This is a genomic window from Bacillus sp. FSL K6-0042, from assembly GCF_038006685.1.
Lineage (GTDB): Bacteria > Bacillota > Bacilli > Bacillales > Bacillaceae_G > Bacillus_A > Bacillus_A pseudomycoides.
In genome coordinates this window covers 4516305-4537443 of record NZ_JBBOVS010000001.1, presented here as the reverse complement: position 1 = coordinate 4537443, position 21139 = coordinate 4516305, and the positions used below count along the sequence as shown (strand labels likewise).

26 protein-coding genes and 1 pseudogene are annotated in these 21139 nt (G+C 35.9%); 9 read left to right on the top strand and 18 right to left on the bottom strand.

The window, feature by feature from the left end; translation table 11 throughout:
* Nucleotides 1–154 precede the first annotated feature (154 nt).
* The 6 genes and pseudogenes from MHH45_RS23430 to dacF all read right to left on the bottom strand — a co-directional run bounded on the left by MHH45_RS23430 (nucleotide 155) and on the right by dacF (nucleotide 3634).
* On the bottom strand, nucleotides 155–307 hold the full coding sequence (locus MHH45_RS23430; protein WP_088093648.1) for a methionine/alanine import family NSS transporter small subunit: 153 nt from the start codon (nucleotides 305–307) through the stop codon (nucleotides 155–157).
* Nucleotides 307–545: pseudogene (locus tag MHH45_RS23425) on the bottom strand (sodium-dependent transporter); the annotation flags it as partial. The gene MHH45_RS23430 and the pseudogene MHH45_RS23425, both read right to left, overlap by 1 nt.
* A gap of 159 nt (nucleotides 546–704) precedes the next feature.
* A complete protein-coding gene (gene sigF, locus MHH45_RS23420; RefSeq protein WP_016116161.1) occupies nucleotides 705–1463 on the bottom strand; it encodes an RNA polymerase sporulation sigma factor SigF in 759 nt (252 codons plus the stop codon).
* 12 nt (nucleotides 1464–1475) lie between these two features.
* Nucleotides 1476–1916: an anti-sigma F factor gene (gene spoIIAB, locus MHH45_RS23415; protein WP_003200026.1), complete on the bottom strand. Its 441-nt coding sequence runs from the start codon at nucleotides 1914–1916 to the stop codon at nucleotides 1476–1478.
* A complete protein-coding gene (gene spoIIAA, locus MHH45_RS23410) occupies nucleotides 1917–2267 on the bottom strand; it encodes an anti-sigma F factor antagonist (RefSeq protein ID WP_016116162.1) in 351 nt (116 codons plus the stop codon). It lies immediately after the preceding gene.
* A 173-nt stretch (nucleotides 2268–2440) separates the two neighbouring features.
* Nucleotides 2441–3634 (bottom strand): serine-type D-Ala-D-Ala carboxypeptidase DacF, encoded by a 1194-nt coding sequence (gene dacF, locus MHH45_RS23405; protein WP_016116163.1) that lies wholly within the window; start codon nucleotides 3632–3634, stop codon nucleotides 2441–2443.
* Between the two features lie 165 nt (nucleotides 3635–3799).
* Between dacF and MHH45_RS23400 the strand changes: the two genes are divergently transcribed.
* The 4 genes from MHH45_RS23400 to MHH45_RS23385 are packed head-to-tail and all read left to right on the top strand — an operon-like array spanning nucleotide 3800 to nucleotide 7203.
* Complete coding sequence (locus MHH45_RS23400; protein ID WP_016116164.1) at nucleotides 3800–4219, top strand: GntR family transcriptional regulator; 420 nt, start codon at nucleotides 3800–3802, stop codon at nucleotides 4217–4219.
* Nucleotides 4185–5066 carry an ABC transporter ATP-binding protein gene (locus MHH45_RS23395; protein WP_016116165.1) on the top strand — a complete coding sequence of 294 codons (882 nt, stop codon included), beginning with the start codon at nucleotides 4185–4187 and terminating at the stop codon, nucleotides 5064–5066. Before MHH45_RS23400 ends, MHH45_RS23395 begins: the two co-directional genes overlap by 35 nt.
* A complete protein-coding gene (locus MHH45_RS23390; protein WP_016116166.1) occupies nucleotides 5056–6117 on the top strand; it encodes an ABC transporter permease in 1062 nt (353 codons plus the stop codon). Before MHH45_RS23395 ends, MHH45_RS23390 begins: the two co-directional genes overlap by 11 nt.
* A 12-nt stretch (nucleotides 6118–6129) precedes the next feature.
* Nucleotides 6130–7203 (top strand): ABC-2 transporter permease, encoded by a 1074-nt coding sequence (locus tag MHH45_RS23385; protein WP_016116167.1) that lies wholly within the window; start codon nucleotides 6130–6132, stop codon nucleotides 7201–7203.
* 18 nt (nucleotides 7204–7221) lie between these two features.
* On the opposite strand, the gene MHH45_RS23380 is transcribed toward MHH45_RS23385, so the two are convergent.
* Nucleotides 7222–7767, bottom strand: coding sequence for a hypothetical protein (locus MHH45_RS23380; protein ID WP_016116168.1), 546 nt, complete (start codon nucleotides 7765–7767; stop codon nucleotides 7222–7224).
* A 109-nt stretch (nucleotides 7768–7876) separates the two neighbouring features.
* On the bottom strand, nucleotides 7877–8296 hold the full coding sequence (locus MHH45_RS23375) for a MarR family winged helix-turn-helix transcriptional regulator (protein ID WP_016116169.1): 420 nt from the start codon (nucleotides 8294–8296) through the stop codon (nucleotides 7877–7879).
* Between the two features lie 159 nt (nucleotides 8297–8455).
* On the opposite strand from MHH45_RS23375, the gene MHH45_RS23370 reads away from it, so the two are divergent.
* Nucleotides 8456–9118 carry an SIMPL domain-containing protein gene (locus tag MHH45_RS23370; RefSeq protein WP_016116170.1) on the top strand — a complete coding sequence of 221 codons (663 nt, stop codon included), beginning with the start codon at nucleotides 8456–8458 and terminating at the stop codon, nucleotides 9116–9118.
* A gap of 136 nt (nucleotides 9119–9254) precedes the next feature.
* The gene (locus MHH45_RS23365) at nucleotides 9255–10544 is read left to right on the top strand and encodes an NCS2 family permease (RefSeq protein ID WP_016116171.1); all 1290 of its coding nucleotides are present in this window, start codon (nucleotides 9255–9257) and stop codon (nucleotides 10542–10544) included.
* A gap of 32 nt (nucleotides 10545–10576) precedes the next feature.
* Here MHH45_RS23365 and corA read toward each other — a convergent pair whose 3' ends face one another.
* The 9 genes from corA to spoIIM form a co-directional block, all read right to left on the bottom strand.
* Nucleotides 10577–11539, bottom strand: a complete 963-nt coding sequence (corA, locus tag MHH45_RS23360; RefSeq protein WP_016116172.1) for a magnesium/cobalt transporter CorA — start codon at nucleotides 11537–11539, stop codon at nucleotides 10577–10579.
* A 60-nt stretch (nucleotides 11540–11599) separates the two neighbouring features.
* Entirely contained in the window at nucleotides 11600–12904 is a 1305-nt protein-coding gene (locus MHH45_RS23355; protein WP_016116173.1) for a pyrimidine-nucleoside phosphorylase, read from the bottom strand.
* 7 nt (nucleotides 12905–12911) lie between these two features.
* Entirely contained in the window at nucleotides 12912–13733 is an 822-nt protein-coding gene (locus MHH45_RS23350) for a purine-nucleoside phosphorylase (RefSeq protein WP_003208346.1), read from the bottom strand.
* 13 nt (nucleotides 13734–13746) lie between these two features.
* A complete protein-coding gene (gene deoB / locus MHH45_RS23345) occupies nucleotides 13747–14931 on the bottom strand; it encodes a phosphopentomutase (protein ID WP_016116174.1) in 1185 nt (394 codons plus the stop codon).
* A gap of 365 nt (nucleotides 14932–15296) precedes the next feature.
* On the bottom strand, nucleotides 15297–16037 hold the full coding sequence (locus tag MHH45_RS23340; protein ID WP_016116175.1) for a FixH family protein: 741 nt from the start codon (nucleotides 16035–16037) through the stop codon (nucleotides 15297–15299).
* Nucleotides 16038–16265: 228 nt separating this feature from the next.
* On the bottom strand, nucleotides 16266–17156 hold the full coding sequence (gene xerD / locus MHH45_RS23335) for a site-specific tyrosine recombinase XerD (protein ID WP_003208345.1): 891 nt from the start codon (nucleotides 17154–17156) through the stop codon (nucleotides 16266–16268).
* A gap of 6 nt (nucleotides 17157–17162) precedes the next feature.
* The gene (locus MHH45_RS23330) at nucleotides 17163–17393 is read right to left on the bottom strand and encodes a YqzK family protein (RefSeq protein ID WP_016116176.1); all 231 of its coding nucleotides are present in this window, start codon (nucleotides 17391–17393) and stop codon (nucleotides 17163–17165) included.
* A gap of 105 nt (nucleotides 17394–17498) precedes the next feature.
* Nucleotides 17499–17954 carry a ferric iron uptake transcriptional regulator gene (fur, locus tag MHH45_RS23325; RefSeq protein WP_000392653.1) on the bottom strand — a complete coding sequence of 152 codons (456 nt, stop codon included), beginning with the start codon at nucleotides 17952–17954 and terminating at the stop codon, nucleotides 17499–17501.
* A 107-nt stretch (nucleotides 17955–18061) separates the two neighbouring features.
* Nucleotides 18062–18709, bottom strand: a complete 648-nt coding sequence (gene spoIIM, locus MHH45_RS23320) for a stage II sporulation protein M (RefSeq protein ID WP_088093649.1) — start codon at nucleotides 18707–18709, stop codon at nucleotides 18062–18064.
* A 124-nt stretch (nucleotides 18710–18833) separates the two neighbouring features.
* Here spoIIM and MHH45_RS23315 point away from each other — a divergent pair, with 124 nt between their 5' ends.
* Nucleotides 18834–19385, top strand: coding sequence for a GNAT family N-acetyltransferase (locus MHH45_RS23315; protein ID WP_088093650.1), 552 nt, complete (start codon nucleotides 18834–18836; stop codon nucleotides 19383–19385).
* 22 nt (nucleotides 19386–19407) lie between these two features.
* Here the strand turns inward: MHH45_RS23315 and MHH45_RS23310 are convergent, their stop codons facing one another.
* Entirely contained in the window at nucleotides 19408–19947 is a 540-nt protein-coding gene (locus MHH45_RS23310; protein WP_016131947.1) for an NUDIX hydrolase, read from the bottom strand.
* Nucleotides 19948–20021: 74 nt separating this feature from the next.
* On the opposite strand from MHH45_RS23310, the gene mciZ reads away from it, so the two are divergent.
* Complete coding sequence (gene mciZ, locus MHH45_RS23305; RefSeq protein WP_003200060.1) at nucleotides 20022–20150, top strand: Z-ring formation inhibitor MciZ; 129 nt, start codon at nucleotides 20022–20024, stop codon at nucleotides 20148–20150.
* A gap of 53 nt (nucleotides 20151–20203) precedes the next feature.
* Nucleotides 20204–21118 carry an aldo/keto reductase gene (locus MHH45_RS23300; RefSeq protein ID WP_088093651.1) on the top strand — a complete coding sequence of 305 codons (915 nt, stop codon included), beginning with the start codon at nucleotides 20204–20206 and terminating at the stop codon, nucleotides 21116–21118.
* Nucleotides 21119–21139: the final 21 nt, after the last annotated feature.

The following is a 21139-nucleotide window of genomic DNA, read 5'->3' as shown; positions in this document are numbered from 1 at the left end:
GTAGTATGGTTTCTGGAAAATTTTCTAATACAACTTTTTTTATAAAATGGAACTTTGCACGTTGGATTTTTAATCAACAATCACTCGGTTAATAAAGCGAATGTATTTCTTTAGAATCACTCTCTTCATATTTTGAACCTTCAGGTGAGGTTCATTAACTAATAAAGAAAAAACATCTGCACCATTTTGGCACAGATGTTTTTTCTTTATGCCTTTTTTTTCCAAATAAATTCATAATGCTTAAAGCTAATCCTCCCCAAATAACTACAATTCCAATGATCATCATCATAATTGCTGATTCACTCATCATGAAACACCTCGATCTTTCCATTCTTTTTCAAGCTGGGCAGAATCTGAATGTATTTGTGTATTCCATTTTTTCAAACTAATAATCAATGCAACGACAAGAAACGCTGCTACCAGAACCCAACCATACGTCACGACAAATTGTGTCAGATAATTACCATAGTTTTTTGAATGTTTTGAATCGTACCATCAATAAGCATATACCCTAACATAAGCGGTGTAATATATTTTAATTCCACTAAATTATCAATAAATTCCGATAATAATTCTGGGTGATTGAAATTTTTTGATTTTGGAAAGGATAACAACAGTAACATAAGATGCAATTTTTTCTTCTTCTCAATTTTATTTGAACTATCACTGCTTTCTAGTTCAAAGCAAAAAAATCGAATAGATGGCTATTCATCTATTCGATCTTTCATCTGTTTTAATATTTTCTTTTCAAGCCTTGATACTTGGACTTGTGAAATTCCAATTCGCTCTGCTACTTCTGATTGAGTTTGATCTTTATAATAGCGCAAATATACAATTAAGCGTTCACGCTCATCAAGTTCTCTAATTGCCTCTTTTAAAGCGATTTTATCAAACCATTTCGTTTCTGTTTGATCTGCAATTTGATCTAGTATCGTAATAGGATCTCCATCATTTTCATAAACTGTTTCATGTATGGATGATGGAGTACGACTCGCTTCTTGCGCAAGAACAACTTCTTCTGGTGTCAACTCAAGCGCTTCTGCTACCTCATTAATCGTTGGAGCTCTTCCATATTCTTTAGAAAGCTCATCTTTCATCTTTCGAATCTTATTTCCAGTCTCTTTTAAAGAGCGACTTACTTTCACCGATCCATCATCACGCAAAAAACGCTGTATTTCTCCAATAATCATTGGAACTGCATAGGTTGAGAATTTCACGTCGAAAGACAAATCAAATTTGTCTACCGATTTCAAGAGTCCAATACAGCCAATTTGAAATAAATCATCTGGTTCATATCCTCGATTGAGGAAACGTTGCACAACTGACCATACAAGACGCATATTACTTTGGACTATCGTATCTCTTGCTTGTTGGTCTCCATCTTGACTTTTTTGAATTAACACTTTTAACTCGTGGTCCTTTAACTGAGGTTTCTTCTTCTCATTTCTGACCTCTATGTCCATAGACAATTCTCCTTAATTGCATAGAGCGTTACTATTTGATAAGTATTTTGTCAAATGGATTGTTGTCCCGAAAGATTCATTTGAAATAACTTCTACCTCATCCATAAAATTTTCCATGATAGTAAATCCCATTCCGGAACGCTCTAATTCAGGTTTAGTTGTAAAAAGAGGTTGCCTTGCCTCATCTAAGTTAAAAATGCCAACCCCTTCATCTCGAATCGTGAGTTTCACCATTGCTTCTTCCAAAATCACTGAAATGTAAACAACACCTTCTGCATTCCCTTCATATCCGTGAATAATTGCATTTGTGACCGCTTCAGACACAACTGTTTTAATCTCTGTCAATTCTTCCATTGTTGGATCCAACTGTGCAATAAAAGCAGCAACTGTGACGCGAGCAAACGATTCATTTTGACTTAACGCTGAAAATTGAAGGTTCATTTCATTTCTCATTTATGCCACCCCCAATGTCGCGAGCGCATGCGCTTCACTTTCTTCTAAGCGAATGATTTTAAACAGACCTGACATTTCAAATAAACGCTTTACAGGAGGTGAGATTGCACAAACGACCATCTCCCCTCCTAAACCTTTAACATGCTTGTATCTGCCTAATATAACACCAAGACCAGAACTGTCCATAAATGTTAATTTCTCTAAACTTAGTACAATATGATGAACGCGATGCGTTTCAATCATATCCGTTACTTTCGCTCGCAACTCTTCAGCAGTATGATGATCTAGTTCACCCGCTAGCCGAACACATAAGACATCACGCTTTACTTCTAAATGCATGGAAAGACTCACACGATTTCCTCCTTATGCTTAAGCTTGACTCATTTACATAAGATTTTCGTGAACATAAAATAAGAATCCTTCCTACTGACAAAAGAAGTACTATTTCGCCATAATGTGAACCTTTCAGCAATTATTCTACCTTTTTCATGTATGTGGGTAAGAAAATTGTAATCTCTTTGCTTCTATTTCGATGTTGAAAACATCCCTAAACTTCTTTTAAATAGTTCCCACCAGCTCGCTGCAGCAACATCTTCTTTTGCCACAATCGTTTGCTTTAATAAAACATCCTTATCTTTTTTAATAACAAGTGTACCGAGTGCATCACCTTTTTTAATTGGTGCTTTTACTTTCTTTTCAGCGATAACTTCCTGTTTTACCTTGTCCATATTCTCGCCTTTTTTCATCAGAAGAGATACGTTATCCGATGAAACTAAATCTACCTTTTCTTTCTTCCCTTTTCCTACTTTTACGGTTTGAATTTTTTCACCGCGTTTATACAATTTTTTCGTTGTATATTGTCCAAATGCATAATCAAGGAGCTTTGTTACCTGGTTGTTACGTTCTTTTGATGTTGGCGCTCCCATGACAACAGAAATGACACGCATGCCATTTTTTTCAGCTGATGCTGTTAAACAATATTTTGCTTCTGTTGTAAAACCTGTTTTCACCCCGTCTACCCCCGGGTAAAAACGAACTAATTTATTCGTATTCACAAGCCAAAACTTTTTCTCTGTATTTTCACGTAAGTAATCTTCATACTTTCCTGTATATTTTCGAATGAGTGGATATTTCATCAACTCTTTCGCCATAATTGACATATCATATGCTGTTGAATAATGGTCTTTCGCTGGAAGACCCGTTGGATTTTGGAAATGTGTATTTTTCAATCCTAAATCCTTTGCTTTTTTATTCATCATGTTTACAAAGCCTTCTTCTGAACCAGCGATATGCTCAGCAACCGCAACAGATGCATCATTTCCCGATGCAATTGCAATCCCTTTTAGCATTTCATTCACTGTCATCTCTTCACCCGGCTCAAGAAAGATTTGTGAACCACCCATTGAAGCTGCATGTTCACTTGCTCTGACTTTATCCTCTAGTTTTAGTTTTCCCTTTTCAACTTGTTCCATGATAAGCAACATTGTCATAATCTTTGTCATACTAGCAGGCGGCAGTTTTTCATTTGGACTTTTCTCAAATAAGACTTTACCTGTATCTTGCTCAATAACAATTGCTGACGATGCTTCCTCCGCTAACTTCGGTGTCTTTTCTACTTCTGTTTTCTCAGACTGCGCTTTCTCAGATTGTGCAAAGCCAACTGAAACACCAGAAAATAGCAACATGAAACAAACAAGTATTCCAAAAACTCGCTTCATGACTAACCCTCCATTCTATATCAAACCTATTTTTTCCAAATAATATGTTTTTATACCATATTTTTCTAAAATTTTGTGTTGACAAACAAATCTATCATATATATTGTATTAAGTGTATTACATCTAGTAGTACACTTAAATTTCATCAGGAAGGAGACACTGCTCTTGCACATTCAACTCGATCCAAGAAGCAACACTCCGATATGGGAACAAATTGTTCAAAATATAAAAGAACTCGTACTAAAAAGCATGTTAGCACCAAACGATAAACTACCATCTGTACGTGAACTTGCTTCACTTCTTGTCATTAATCCGAATACAGTAAGCAAAGCGTACCAAGAATTAGAACGACAAGGTATTATCGAAACACTGCGAGGAAAAGGTACATTTGTCTCTCAATCGATTACACCGACATGGGACGAAAGGAAAATTGCTATGGTCGAAAAACAATTTCACCAACTATTACTAGAAGCTTCTTATCTTGGGATTACAAAAGAAAAAATTCACGATTGGATAGATTCATACTATAAAGAGCTAGGAGAAAATACAGATGCTACAAGTGACAAATCTGAAAAAAACAATTGATAACCAAGTCATTTTAGACAATATTTCTTTCACATTACAAAAGGGCAGTATTGTTGGATTACTCGGAAGAAACGGTGCGGGGAAAACCACTTTACTTCGAACACTTGTTGGAATTTTAGATCCGGATGACGGAACTGTTACATATGATGATGTGGATGTTCATAAACATCCAGAAATTAAGCAGAAGGTAGCTTATGTACCGGACTCTACGAACATCTTGAACGGGTATACGGTGAAAGAAATCATCAAATTTTATAAAGCAGTCTATACAGCATTTGATGCAGATTATTTCTATCAACTGTTAGAACGATTCAATTTACCAAACAAACGAATTCGTAGTTATTCAAAAGGGATGAAAGCATTGCTCTCTATCATTTTAGCTTTTTCAGCTAAAGTAGAATACATCATTTTAGATGAACCAACAAACGGACTAGATCCTATTGTAAAAAGACAAATCTTACAATTTCTCGTTGAAGAAGTGGCAGAAAAAGAAATTACAATTTTCATCTCTACCCATCATTTAGACGAAGTTGAAAAAATAGCTGATACAATCATCATTTTAAAAAGTCATACAATCGCTTCTGTCACAGCACTAGATGACACAAAGTCATGCTATGCAAAAATCCAAGTTGCTTATGAACGTTCTCTACCTCAAAAACTAGAAAACTTAAGCAATATTAAAATATTAAACCAAACTGGAAAAGTATATACGATTTTAATCGAAGGAAACGTAGCTGCTACACTCGAAAAATTCCATAAAGAACAGCCACTGCTCATTGAGGAATTAACAATGTCTCTTGAAGATGTATTTGTTACGACACTTGAGGGGGATGTTTATGTTTCATAAAGCATTATGGATGCGGAATTGGAAGCTTGGAAAATATGTAGTGTTCATATTCTTTATAAGCACTCTTTACTTTCTTCCCTATGAGTACCATCAAGCTGCCCAAGAACAACAACAACTCTTTTCCCATCCAGAACTTCTGGAAGACGGAAAATTTTATTATCACTATTCTTTTTATTCTTCTGATAGCTTTTGGTTAGCAATTGTTATCATTACTCTAGCATGTCTCTTAATTGGATGGGAACGGAGTAGCCAGTCTGGAAATATACTTATGGTAATGCCATTTAAACGACGTGATATTTTTCTATCAAAGTGGCTTTTCGGTACATTTTTTATTGTAGGATCCTTTCTCATAAATTGGGTTCTTATGTATTTCATTTATAAATCAACCATTCATTTTGAATATCAATCATTTGGTCCATTCCATCGATACTTTCTTTATGCCATTGTTTCTTATGTGGCAATCTATACCGCTTCTTTATGTATTGGGACATTTACCGGAAGTATCATTTCACAAAGCTTCTTTAGCATTACTTTTTGCGTAATCGGTATGGGATTCTTTTCACTTTTAATTTTCTTCTTCACAACTCATGTAGATGCGATAGATAAAAAGAATCATATGAAATACGAATCACTTTACACAATTGGTAAAAAAACAGACATTTCAGTTCCTATCATGCATTTTTCTATTAATTACAGTTATCATCCTAAATCCCAGCCAACTGATGATAACGAAAAAATTCCACAAGGGCCTGCTTATCATAGTTACTATTCCGCTAAAGCAATCCTTGTTCCACTCTTCTACACAATTTGTTGCTTATTTCTTGGTGTATTTCTTTATACAAGATCACCGAACGAAAATAATAAGAAAATCTTTCTTTTTCAAAAATATCGTTCACTCTGGATATGGAGTGCGACGTTGTATTTTGCATTAATTGGGGGACAAATGCTAAACCATTTTGATTTGTTATTTAGTTACTATGTTGGTTTCTTTTTAGTTGGAACTATCACCTATTTTATATTATCACGACTTACAAACTATAAAGTCTTTTAAAGGAGAGATCCTATGTTTCAAAAAGCACTATGGCTACGGACATATCAACAAAGCAAATATATAATTTGGTTATTTTGGCTAGTAAGTTTCTTCGTACTATCATATAAATATTATTTAGCAGCAGCAGAACAACTAAACTATTTTCATGAGAATAATAAATGGAAATATATATTTCATTATCATTATAATCTTTCACTAATCGATCCCCTTATTATTCAAGGGAGTGTAATTATCGCTTTAGCTTGCGCCCTCATCGGATGGGAACGCCAAAATCAATCGAGTGATTTTCTATGGTCTATGCCCTTTAAGCGAACACACCTCTTTTTAACGAAATGGCTTTTTGGTGTATGTAATATTATAGCGGTTGTCATAATGAACTGGGGCCTTTTTGCCATTATGAAAAAGACAACTTTTCACAATAAATATCAGTTATTTTCACCTTTCCATACTTATTTTCTATACATGCTTCTTATACTAATTGCTGTGTATACGCTCTCTTTATGTATTGGTACAATCGCTGGTAATGTTATTTCACAAGGGTTTCTTACTATTTCTGTACTAGGTTTACCCTTTATACTTCCGTCTCTTATTGTCGGATGTATTACCCTGCACACAGGTGAAGATCCTACTACAAAAAATGAAATTCCGGATTCCTATACAAACATACTAGGAATGGCAAGTATTCTTGGACCTGCACAAGGGTTTCATATTAATTTTGATTATGATCCACAGCGTGCTTATACCGATCGTGATGGAGTACGCCATAATGAACCTAACTTTACTCACATTCCTTCAGCCAAGACACTCATTGGTCCAATTACAAACATACTTATTTTATTACCTGTAAGTATGTACTTATACGCTAGATCTCCAAATGAACAAAATGGGAGATTTCTATTGTATCCAAAACTCAAAAAATTGTTTATGATATGTTCCGTTATCTTTATTGGAATGTTTTGGGGAGTACTATTGGGAGGATCTGGTTCTCTGTTTAGCTATTATATGGGGTTTTTCGGAGCAAGTATTTTTAGCTATTTTCTTTTATCGCGCTTATTAAAGTGGAAGTTTTCTTGGAATGTGAAATAACCTCCTCACCCGAGGAGGTTATTTCACATTCTCTCTTCTTTTCCCATACTCCTTCTCTTCTTTCATTCCAAATCCATCGCCATTCTCTATCATTTGATCTGTCGGAGCTATAATACTTTCAGCAACTTTCCAATCTCCTTGTTCCTGCACAAACACTTGAAGAAAATAATTCATTCCATTTAATTGATATGGATTTTCTTTTTTCACTTCATAACGAACAGCAATGTAATACACTTGAACATTTTTATTTTCAAATTTAGAGACGTATTGAGATAACCTCGGGATGTAATGCGAAGCCTTTTCAAGTGAAAGTTGTTTTACTTTTACGAGAGAAGAATTTGTGACATTGCGCAGTGTATCTTGCTCACGAATATTATTACTATGGTGAAAAAGAATAGCATTCTGCATAGAACGCACCCATAATTTTGAATATAAAACGGGCTGATCACTCGCAATATAGTGTAGTTCTTTTTGAACAACTTGGATTGGTGTTTTTGCATAAATTAATGTGCTAGAGCATATAAAACTTCCAATAATAATTACGAATGAAACGATGTATTTCATTATTTTCCCTCCGATACTTTTTACTTAAAGTATTGGAGTTTCAAAATATTTTTATTCAAAAGAAAAAGGATAGGAAAGCACTTTGCCCCCCTACCCTCATTTATTGTAATTATAGTACGCGACCAAATAGTTCTAATACCATCTCAATCTCTTGATCGCTCCACCCTTTAAATTTTTCTTTATAGTATTCTTTACGTACAGCTTCAAGTTCTTGTGTAACTTCTTTTCCATGTTCTGTAATCTCCAAATACACAATACGACGGTCTGAATCAGAACGTTTTCTTGTTACAAAACCTTTTCTAACTAAACGATCTGTTACTGCTGTAATATGACTGGATGTTACGTTCACTTCACTAGCTATTTGCGAAGCCATTTGTGGGCTTTTCAAAAATAATGCACGCAATACAGAAAATTCATTATATGGCATATGCTCTGAAAAACGTGTATTAATATCATTCTGTAATAAACGTATCATCTTTCGAAATGATGCAGATAAATCTAAAATCAGTGCTTCTCTTTTTTCGTTCACTAGCCTCGACCCTTTTTTATCATATTTACACATATTATAATCTATAAATACCTACGTTGTATATGCTTTCTTTCCTTTTGATTCTTAATTATGTAACTTTTTACATAAAATTTTCTCTCTCTTTTGTTCATATACATATAGAAAGGATGGTGAGCAAAAATGCAAGTTGGCATGAATCCCTATTCACCCGATATCCGCAATGGAAAACAAGCAACTATTACTGTACAAGGAGAAGGAGTTATAAAAGCGAAACCAAATGTCGTTGTACTAACAATTGGTATTAGAACAGATAATAAAGATGTGAAACAAGCGCAGGAGGAAAATGCAATCCAATCTAAACAATTACTTGCTGCACTTAAACAAATTGGTATCGCTGATAAGGATATAGAAACCATTTCCTATACAATTACTCCTCAATATGAATACGTAAACGAAAAAGCATTATTACAAGGGTACCGAGTCGAGCATTTGTATGAAATTACCGTTTTAAATGTACAAAAAGCTGGGGAAGTATATGATATAGCCGTTACAAATGGAGCAAATGTAGCAAGAGGATTACGCTTCCGCATTTCCCATCCAAACGCTTACTATCAACAAGCACTATTACAAGCAGTCCAGCGCGCTCAAGAAAAAGCTCGTACAATTGCGAGTTCGTATAATTTAAATATTAATCCCATCCCACTTTCACTCGTTGAAGAATCAGCACAAACACCGCGTGAATTTATGTCTCAAGCTACTTTACACACACAAGCTGCTCCTCCAATTCAATCTGGTGAACTAGAAATCATCTCTAATGTTCGTGCCATTTTCACATATTTATAGCACCAGTTACCTTTTAAGTAAACGTTCTCATTTTATTTATTGTAAAAAGATTATGTTCTGATATAATAAAGGACGGTGAGCTCTTTACAAAAGAGAGATCACGGGTGGGAGAGGGATATGAAAAAGAAGGTTTAACATGAAAGGAATACTTGAAAGAACATTTAAATTAGACCTACACCATACATCACCAAAGCAAGAAATATTAGCTGGAGCGACATCATTTTTCACAATTGTTTATATTATGATTGTCAATGCGTCCATTTTATCAGATGCCGGCATTCCACTTGAAGCAGGAATTTTGGCAACTGTTTTTAGTTCATTTGTCGGATGTCTAATGATGGCATTTTGGGCAAATGCACCTGCTATTCTTGTACCAGGTATGGGTGTAAATGCATTCTTCACGTATACAGCTGTGCATACGCTTGGATTAAGTTGGCAAGAAGCATTAGCAGCTGTCTTTATCGCCGGTATTATTTTTGCAATCGCCGCGTTTACACCGATTGCTCGTACGCTTTCATTATCAATTCCAAAGTCATTAAAAGAAGCGATTACTGTCGGCATCGGTTTATTCTTAGCTTTCATTGGTTTGCAAAAAGGCGGTCTTGTCGTTTCGCATCCGAACACTGCTGTTGCATTAGGAAAATTAAGTAGTCCTGTTGTTTTGGCAACACTGCTTACTCTTATTGTGGCACTTGTGTTATTTATTCGTAACGTACGTGGGAACTTTTTATGGACGATTGCAATTGGAACCGGTATTGCATGGCTATTTGGTCTTGTTGATACAAGCCAAATAGGGAATAGCTCATTTTCATTCGCTAACTACGGGGATGTGTTTGGTGCTATGTCATTTGGGAAACTTTCTTCCTTACCGTTTTGGATTGCAACATTTTCCTTAAGCATGGTGCTTATTTTTGAGAACATGGGACTTTTACACGGATTATTAGAAGATGACCGTAAATTTCCACGTGCTTATCAAGCAAATGCAATTTCAGCAATGACATGTGGTCTATTTGGCACAAGTCCTACCGTTTCAACAGTAGAAAGTGCCGCAGGTATTACAGCAGGCGGTAAAACAGGTCTGACGTCTATCGTTACAGGGATATTATTCTTCGCATCACTGTTTGCTCTTCCGTTTGTAAAATTAATTCCTGATAGTGCCATTGCACCAATCTTAATTATTATTGGCGGTCTAATGATTACAAACATTCAGGCAATCCCTCTAAACGACTTTTCAGAAGGATTTCCAGCGTTCTTAATTATCGTTATGATTCCGCTCACATATAGTATCGCTGATGGTATTGCGTTCGGATTTATTGCTTATCCTATTTTGAAGATTGCTCTTGGAAAGCATAAAGAAGTCGCACCGTCTATGTATATCATTACATGCCTATTCTTAGCCATGTTTGTGTTACACGCTATTGGCTAGAAAAAACGCCGGGGAATCCCCTCGGCGTTTTTTTACTTAAACCATCCTTTTTTATAGAACCAGGCCATCATTCCTCCACCAATTAACGCCATAATAACTAAACAAATAAAATAGCTATATTTCCCTGCTAACTCTGGCATATGCGCGAAGTTCATCCCATACACCCCTGCAATAAATGTTAATGGCATGAAGATGGTCGAGAAAACCGTTAATGTTTTCATAATATTGTTCATATGATGCGAATTCAATGAAAAATAGCTATCTCTAATATCAGCTGTTAATTCTCGGCTTGCTTCAATCATTTCAGAAAGCTTTAGTAAATGATCATATATATCCTTAAAGTAAATTTCATGATCACTTACACCGTAAAACCGAGTTGAATTTAAAATACGATACAAGAGGTCACGCATCGGTATAATTGTACGTCTAAGCTTAGATAAGTCCGTACGAATATCGAATACTTCTTCTAGTACACTCCCTGCTGTATCCCCTGTTAAATTATCATCAATCGCATTTAAATGATCTTCAATATAATAAACAGGTGCAAAGTAGTCATCCACAATTTGGTCAATGATTGTATGTGCTACATGGAGAGAACTCTTCTTGATACGTTTCCTCTCGCCAAGCGTTGTCCACACTCTTTCAATCGCATTATTATGTGAAAAATGGAAAGAGACAATATAACGATCACTAACAAATAAATCGATCTCATGTGGCTCTAATCCATCTTCTCCAAATGCATGGAGAACTAAAAAGTTATATCCATCATAGAAATCCACTTTTGGTCTCTGTACATATTCTACACAATCTTCAATCGCAAGGGGATGGAACTTAAAATGTTTTTGTAAAATGTATGTATATTCTTCTTTTGTTGGCTTATATAAATCAAGCCAATACCATGCGATATCTTCTCGTCCTGTTTCTTCTAACGAAACATCGTATAATACTTCATCTTCTTTCGTTACTGCACAAATTTTAATCATAATTTCACCCATTATTATTATAAACAAAAAACAGTAAAAAAAGCCAAGGAGAAGGCTCCTTAGCTTTTTAGCTTATTTCGTTACAATGCCATGCACGAGTTTCGGTGCATCAACATGGTCTTTCGCAATTTTCATGTTCTCATAAATTTTCGCTTTTACATCTTCTACATTTTCGCGGTTCGCGTAAATCGTAACAAGTGAGTCACCTTTTTTCACGCTATCGCCCACTTTTTTACGAAGCATAAGTCCAACAGCTAAATCAATCTCAGATTCTTTCGTTGCACGGCCTGCCCCTAAAAGCATTGCTGCTGTTCCAATTTCATCTGCAACAATTTCAGATACGTATCCATCTTCTTTTGCCTCTACTTCAATTTTAAATTGTGCTTGTGGCAGTTTAGAAGGATCATCAACAACAGAAGCATCCCCGCCTTGCGCTGCTAGGAACGTTTTAAACGCTTCTAACGCTTTTCCATTGTTCATTACTTCAATTAGTTTTTCACGCGCATCTTCTAAAGAAGAAGCTTTTCCAGCAAGGTATACCATTTGACTTCCAAGTGTTAAACATAACTCTTCTAAGTCTTTTGGTCCTTTACCTTGTAATGTATCAATTGCCTCTTGTACTTCTAATGCATTACCAATTGCCTCGCCAAGCGGTTGGCTCATATCAGAAATAACTGCCATCGTTTTACGACCAACATTATTACCAATACGTACCATTGCTTCTGCTAAACGTTTTGCATCTTCATCCGTTTTCATAAATGCACCTGCACCTGTTTTTACATCAAGTACAATTGCATCTGCACCAGCAGCAATTTTTTTACTCATAATAGAGCTCGCAATAAGAGGGATCGAGTTTACTGTCGCTGTTACATCACGAAGTGCATATAACTTTTTATCAGCAGGTGTTAAGTTTCCACTTTGTCCGATAACTGCAATTTTATTTTCATTTACAAGACGAATAAATTCATCATTTTCAATTTCCACATGGAATCCTGGTACTGCTTCTAATTTATCGATTGTACCGCCTGTATGCCCTAATCCTCGACCAGACATTTTAGCAACTGGTACATCTAAAGCAGCCACTAATGGACCTAATACAAGTGTAGTTGTATCACCAACACCACCCGTTGAATGCTTATCTACTTTTACTCCTTCAATCGCTGATAAGTCAATTGTATCGCCGCTATTTACCATTGCCATCGTTAAATCAGCACGCTCTTGATCATTCATATCTTGGAAGAAAATTGCCATTGCGAATGAGCTCATTTGATAATCTGGAATGTCACCATTTGTATAGCCTTCTACAATAAATTTCACTTCTTCTGTCGTTAATGCATGTCCATCACGTTTTTTTGCAATTAGGTCCACCATTCTCATTGTAAAATCACCCCTTCATTTGTTTTACAATTGCTTTTACTAATGCTAAGAAATTAGATTTCACACGTTCTGTCGTTTCAATTACCTCATCATGATGAAGCGGTTGATCTAAAATACCAGCTGCCATATTTGAAATACAAGAAATACCAAGTACCTTCATACCAGCATGACGTGCAACGATAACTTCTGGTACAGTTGACATTCCAACTGCATCTCCGCCAAGTGTACGAAGCATACGAATCTCAGCAGGTGTTTCGTATACAGGACCTGTCATTCCAACGTATACACCTTCTTGCACTTTAATATTTAAGTCTGCTGCAACTTGTTTCGCCATTTCGCGAAGCTCTTCCGTATACGATGTAGACATATCAGGGAAACGTACGCCCATTTCAGCATCATTTGGTCCGATTAATGGGTTCGTACCCATGAAGTTAATATGGTCTGAAATTAACATAAGATCGCCCGGTTCAAATGATGTATTTACACCACCGGCTGCGTTTGTTACAACAACTGTTTCTACACCTAGTTCCTTCATAACACGAACTGGGAATGTTACTTTTTGCATGTCATATCCTTCGTAGAAATGGAAACGCCCTTGCATCGCAACTACAGTAACACCTTGAAGTGTACCAAATACAAGCTGACCTGCATGACCTTCTACAGTTGATACTGGAAATTCAGGAATTTCGCTGTATGGTACTGTTACTGCGTTTTCGATTTCATCTGCTAATACACCTAGTCCAGAACCAAGGATAAGCCCTACCTGTGGTGTTTCTTGGAATTTCTCTTTTAAGTATGAAGCTGATTTTGTAATAAGTTCACGATTCATTATATTGTCCCCCTTATTTTTTTAAGTCGTTTAAGAAACTTGTTCCGTATTCTGGCATTTCTACGCCGAAGTTTTCTGCTACAGTTGCACCAATATCAGCAAATGTTTGGCGAAGTACTAATTCTTTTCCGCCTTCTTTCATGCTTGGGCTATATACTAACAATGGTACATATTCACGTGTATGGTCAGTACCATGGTGAATTGGGTCATTACCATGATCTGCTGTAATGATTAATAAATCATCTTCTTTTAGTTTTTCAAATACTTCTGGAAGACGTGCATCATATTCTTGCAATGCTTCTCCGTATCCTTGAGGATCACGACGATGACCGAACATCGCATCAAAATCAACTAAATTCAGGAAGCTAAGACCTGTAAAGTCCATATTCAATGTATCTACAAGCTTATCCATTCCATCCATATTAGATTTTGTACGAAGAGATTCAGTTACGCCTTCTCCATCGTAAATATCAGAAATTTTACCAATGGCAATTACGTCATAATTGCTATCTTTTAATTCGTTCATGACTGTGCGGCCAAATGGTTTTAATGCATAGTCATGACGGTTTGGTGTACGTGTGAAGTTTCCTGGTTCTCCAACGAATGGACGAGCAATAACGCGACCCACCATATACTTTTCATCCAATGTTAACTCACGTGCAATTTTACAAATGCTGTATAGTTCCTCAAGTGGTACAACTTCTTCATGAGCTGCGATTTGTAATACACTATCAGCAGAAGTGTACACAATTAAAGAGCCCGTTTCCATTTGCTCTTGACCAAGTTCATCAAGAATCGCAGTTCCAGAAGCAGGTTTATTACCGATAATTTTGCGTCCTGTTTTTTCTTCTAACTCATCAAGTAATTCTTTTGGAAATCCTTCTGGGAAGACTTGGAATGGCGTATCAATATACAGACCCATAATTTCCCAGTGACCTGTCATTGTATCTTTACCAGTAGATTTCTCTTGCATTTTTGTATAGTAACCAAGTGGTTTCTCTACTTTTGAAATCCCTTTCATTTCACGGATATTGCCAAGACCTAATTTCACCATATTTGGCATTTGTAGTCCATTCATATGTTCAGCAATATGACCGATTGTATCAGAACCTACATCACCAAATTTTTCAGCATCCGGTGCTTCCCCGATTCCTACTGAGTCCATTACGACTAGGAAAATACGTTTATATTTATTCATAACTGCAACCTCCTATATGTTGAGTTCTACTTCTTGTAGTATGTTCAAAACGTTGTAAAGTGAAACTGCTATCAGTGAGAATTCTCTGTATCACACTAACAAAAAGCACTTCTTATTGGTCATTCTCCAACCTACTTCGCGGCACTTTCACATGAAGTAACAAGCTTCCTGTTTTTTCTAAGTCAGATGTCAGACATCTGATATTGATATCATAACATGTTTACGCTTTCTTTTTAATACATTTTCGTAGAAGTTCTTATTTTCTTCACACTTTCTATTGTAATCCATTCTGCAAATAAGTGCTAATGAAATTATGACTTATTTCGTAATCTCAAAATAAAAAAGCAGCTCTAAAGAGCAGCTTCTTATTTTACTTCTACTGTTTCTTCCTTATGTTCGTGAAGTTCACCTTTTCTCACATGAACTTTTACTTTATAAGCACCATTTTCTTTAAACGTATGTTTGCTTACATACTCTCCTTTATTCCCTTCTTTTGCGGGAATAAACTCATGCTTTTCAACGCCATCTTTCCAAATCTCAAGCTGTACTTCTGCTCCAGTTAATGCTTCTTCTTTTTGTTTCAAATGAACTTTCATTGTTGATTCAGCATTTGCTTTTACATCGCCAGCCATAAGGTGAATCATCGTATCACTCTTATGATCGCCATGACCTGCTTCATGACCACCATTTTCTTTCTTCGTATCCTCAACTTTTGCATTTCCTACAGCAATTTTCACTTCTGGCATAACATGCATTTCACGTGCATTTGTATGTGCAATAACATGATACACACCGTCAGATGGGAATGTTTTCTCTACTGCATAAACACCTTTCCCTTTATGCTTACCGTTTAACATTTCATGTTTTTCTTCGCCATCTTTCCAAATTTCAAACTTCACATCGTCAGCATCCGTTACTTTTTCTTTTCCTTGTGTAACAAGTGCCTGTACTTCTGTTTTTTCATTTGGCTTAATTTCTTTCGGGTTTGTTTGAACTGCTACTTTAACTTCTTCAAGTTTCTCTTTTTTCGGCGCTTCTTCTTTCTTTGTATTACAACCAGCTAATGCTAGCATCGCAATAAACAACGTAATTATCAGTTTTTTCATTATCATTTCCTCCTTCATACTCTACATAGTATAGAGGAAAAGACTAGTCGTATTCTAGCCTCCTGCTGAAAACAATATAAGAAATGTTTGTGAAGTTTTTGTGAAGTTCTTTTTTCTACTTATTTTCCATTTTCAAAATGCATTCTATAATTACTAGAATACGAATCGTCAAAACTACCTCCCTCTTACACTCCCGCCCTATATTACAATAAAAAAAGAGCATAATCATTATGCTCTCGGGTGAAACTGTTTATATACATCTTTTAATCTAGCTTTTGAAACATGCGTATAAATTTGTGTTGTTGAAATATCTGCATGTCCCAGCATTTCTTGTACAGCACGCAAATCCGCTCCATTTTCCAATAAGTGTGTCGCAAACGAATGACGCAAAGTATGCGGCGTAAGCTCTTTTTCTATATTCGCTTCTTTTGCTAGTCGTTTTAAAATTTTCCAAAAACCTTGGCGTGATAAGCGGTTGCCATGATGGTTCAAAAAGAGTGCATCTACTGTTTTTTTGCCCATCAATTCTTTTCTTCCCTTTTCAATATAGCGCTGAATTGCTTCCGTTGCTAAGCTTCCAAGCGGAATGATTCTTTCTTTATTCCCTTTTCCGACGCAGCGAACAAATCCCATTGTCAAATGAACATCCTCTAAATTTAGTGCAATTAATTCGGAAACACGTAGTCCTGTTGCATACAATAACTCTAACATAGCCTTATCGCGAATACCGAATGCACTTGTCTCTTTTGGCGTTTGAAGCAATGCCTCTACTTCACTCACTGACAATACTTTCGGTAATTTCCGCTCACCTTGAGGTGTTTCAATATGTACAGATGGATCATGTTCTACCACTCGTTCACGAAGTAAAAACTGATGAAACGAACGAATAGAGGCAATGTGGCGTGCCAACGTTTTTGATGATTTTCCGTTCTCTTTTAAATACTGCAAAAAATTCACAATGTGTATCCTTGTCACTTCGTGAAATGTTTTGATTTGCTCGACATGTTGTAAATACTTCACATAACTTTTCAAATCACGCTCATAGGATACAACTGTATTTTTAGCTAACCCTTTTTCAACAATCATATAATGAATAAAATCTTTTAATTGATCTTCCAATCTACACTACTCCCCATTTTCATAGAAAAAAATCATTCTATTTACGAAAGCATCTTTTGCTGGTTCCTCATTCCCTGATACTTTTTCTACTGTCTCTTCTTTTGGTTTTTCATAACGATGATAACTTTCATATTCTTCATTTATCCATAGTATAGCGAAATAAAACAAAATCGTACAACCTGTAAATAATAAAAATACTTTCATCCCATCAAAAGTTAATTTTAAAGCTCGGCGCATTGTAAACTCCTCCAAAATATATGTTATTACAACATATGCCAAGCTTTCTGCGATTTATACCTAAATTCAAATAAAAAAACCTCTTCCTAGCTAGATAGGAAAAGGTTATTTTTCATCCGTTTCATTTTCTTGACAATTTTTACAAATCCCATGGAAAGTTAAACGATGGTCTTTTACCTTAAAGCTCCAGTCTCGTTCTACTTTTTTCTCCACTTCACCAAGTAAATCCTCTTGAATTTCTTGTACAGCACCGCATTGTGTACAAATTAAATGATGATGGAAACGCTGTGCACCTTCTTGACGTAAGTCATAGCGTGAAACACCGTCTCCGAAGTTAATTTTATCAACAACTTTTAACTCAGATAATAACTCTAAAGTTCGATAGACGGTTGCTAGTCCGATCTCTGGCGACTTTTCTTTTACAAGGAGGTAAACATCTTCTGCGCTTAAATGATCTTCTTCATTTTCTAGCAGCACACGAACCGTTGCTTCACGTTGTGGTGTTAACTTATAGCTCGCTGCATGCAATTGCTTCTTAATTCGTTCAATTCTCTCTTCCATTCGGTACTACTCCCTCCTCGCCACTCTTACACCATTATATCAGAAGAAGGGCTTCTGTCAAAAGAAAAAACAATCAAAATAACTTGATAATTATTCTCAAGTAGTATTTATTTTTTATTAATAGACTCCACGACTTCTTTCATTAAAACTGGTGAAGCATATGCTTCAATACTAGAGGCAATTGCTAATACCACTCCAATGATTAGAAAAAAGCAAGTGTAACGTATTAACATCGGCAATAGCGGCTCGCTGATTTTCCGAATAAATTGATGCCTAATCATACGTAAAGAAAAACTTGCAGCAACTGTCGTCATTACAAGAAACGCTGGAATGATAATTAAATTTTGTGGCAACACGGATACAAATGCTAATAACAATCCATCCCAACCGTGCTGACTCACTAAAAAACCTACTGTAAACCCAACAACTACCCCTTTTAAAAATAATAAAATAAAGATTAGTGGTAATCCAATAATTGAAATACCTAACAACCAAATAAATCCAATATATTTTAATTGTGAAAAGTAACTTTCTCGAAACATTTCACTCGCAATTGCAAATTCCCCTTTGGAAACTTGTCCAAAAAATCGGTTCAAATAAAAAGATAAATCTTGCTTTTGATTCACCTGCAAACTATTTACAAGAATTGCCCCAAATACTACTCCCATCAATAATAAAACGGAAACAAATATGTAAAGCGAAGAATTCTCTTGGATATGAGAAATTACACGATTTTGCCAAGTTTTTTGTAACATTTTTCTTCCCTCCGTTCACACTCTTACTAAAATGTATGAAAGAAAGAAAAAAGTATGACGAATTAACATTGAAATTCCGCTCTACTTTGCTAAACTTAAAAGTAGAGAATAGGAGGGATTTTGCTTGAAACCATTATTATTAGATTTTCCAACATTATTTCAAACTGAGCGCCTGCAAGTACGCAAACCATTTCCAGGTGATGGAACAGAGGTGTATGAAGCAATTCAAACTTCTGTAGAAGACTTACAACCTTGGATGTCCATTACATCTGAAACAGAAGAAAGTGCTGAGGAAATAGTTCGAGAAGCTCACGGACAATTTTTACTTCGTGAAACATTAGCTTTTCACTTATATGATAAAGTATCTGGTACGTTTATTGGAGCTCTTACCCTTCATCCAGAAAACTGGGATATTCCGAAATTTTCACTTCGTTTCTGGTTACATAGCACTTATACAAAACAAGGTTATATGACAGAAGCAGTAAAAGGCGCTGTCCAGTTTGCTTTTGATAAACTTGGTGCGAGACGACTTGAAATTCGCTGTGATGCTACAAATGTAAATGCATGTACCTTAGCAGAACGTCTTGAATTTATTTTAGAAGGTACACTAGAAAACGACTTTCTTGCTCCAGACGGTAGCTTACGTGACACACGCGTATACGCCAAAATTAATTAAAACACTCGCCTTGGGCGAGTGTTTATTTTTGTAATTGCAAGTATTGCACAGCGAACATAGTCTTTGCATCATGGATACGTTGATTTTTCATAAGTTCAACTGCTTCTTCTAATGAAACTTCCATTAATTCCACAAACTCATCTTCATCTAAAGCTGCTTTATTTTCCTTTTTCTTCAATCCAATTGCTTTGTATACATATAGAATTTCATCCGCAAAACCAGGTGATGTATAGAAAGATGTAACAAATTCCATTTTGTCACATACATACCCTGTCTCTTCTTCTAATTCACGAACCGCTGTTACCTCTGGCTTTTCTCCAGGCTCTAATTTTCCAGCAGGAATTTCTACAATCTCTTTTTCTAATGCTTTACGGTACTGCTCAACAAGCACGATTTTCTTTTCATCTGTCACAGCAATTATAGCAACCGCACCAGGATGATTGACAATCTCACGTTTACTCACTTCTCCATTTGGCAATACTACATCATCAACACGAACTTTAATAACTTTCCCATCAAAAATCGGTTCGGTTGCAATCGTTCTCTCTGCAAGATTACTCACAATATTTCATCTCCCTATTCTATTTCCTAATTGTTCTTCATACATTTTACCACACTGAAAGGAGCGTGATAAAAATGAAAGTATATATTTTACCAAATCGTATCACGTTGGTCGGAAAGGCTTGGCAAATTCGGCATCAGCTAAAGCAGTACGGAAAAGAATATAAAACTGTAAAAGAATGGATTACCGCAAACAAAAAGTAAACATTTGTCAACCTTCTTCTGCTCTCGTACAATACAAGTAAGGAGGTTGGCCTATGAAAAAACGTCAATTAGGAAACTCAGATTTATATGTTACTGAAATGGGACTCGGTTGTATGTCCCTTGGCACCAACGAACATGAAGCGATCCACATCATCCATGAAGCAATGGATTTAGGAATTAATTTTTTTGATACAGCAGACTTATACAATTATGGATTAAATGAAGAATTTGTTGGAAAAGCTCTTAAGGGAAAACGCGATCAAATTGTTCTTACAACGAAAGTAGGAAACCGCTGGGTCGAGGAGAAAAACGGCTGGTCTTGGGACCCTTCTAAAGCTTATATAAAAGCAGAGGTAAAAGAAAGTTTACGCCGCCTGCGAACGGATTATATTGATTTATATCAACTTCACGGCGGGACAATCGAAGATCCTATCGATGAAACAATCGAAGCATTTGAAGAATTAAAACAAGAAGGTGTGATTCGTCATTACGGAATTTCTTCTATCCGTCCAAATGTCATTCGTGAATATGCAAAACGTTCTAATATCGTTAGTGTATTGATGGAATATAGTCTTTTAAATCGCCAGCCTGAAGAATGGTTTCCACTACTTCAGGAACATCAAATTAGCATCATTGCACGAGGACCACTTGCGAAAGGATTGTTAACTGATAACAATGAAAGAAAGATAGAAAAAGTAAAAGAAAAAGATTATCTTTCTTATTCTTATGATGAGTTAATAAAAACATTAACTACTGTAAAAGAAATTACAAAGGAACGTTCGTTAACTGAAACAGCTCTTCAATATTGTTTACATGACCCGATTGTGGCAGCTGTTATTCCTGGCGCTAGCTCCATCCAGCAACTACAAGAAAATGTACAAGCTAACAATCAATCTCCATTAACAACTGAAGAATATAAACAAATTCAAGCAGCTGTTAAATGCGATACATACACATTACACCGATAAAAAATGCTACCGTAATCGGTA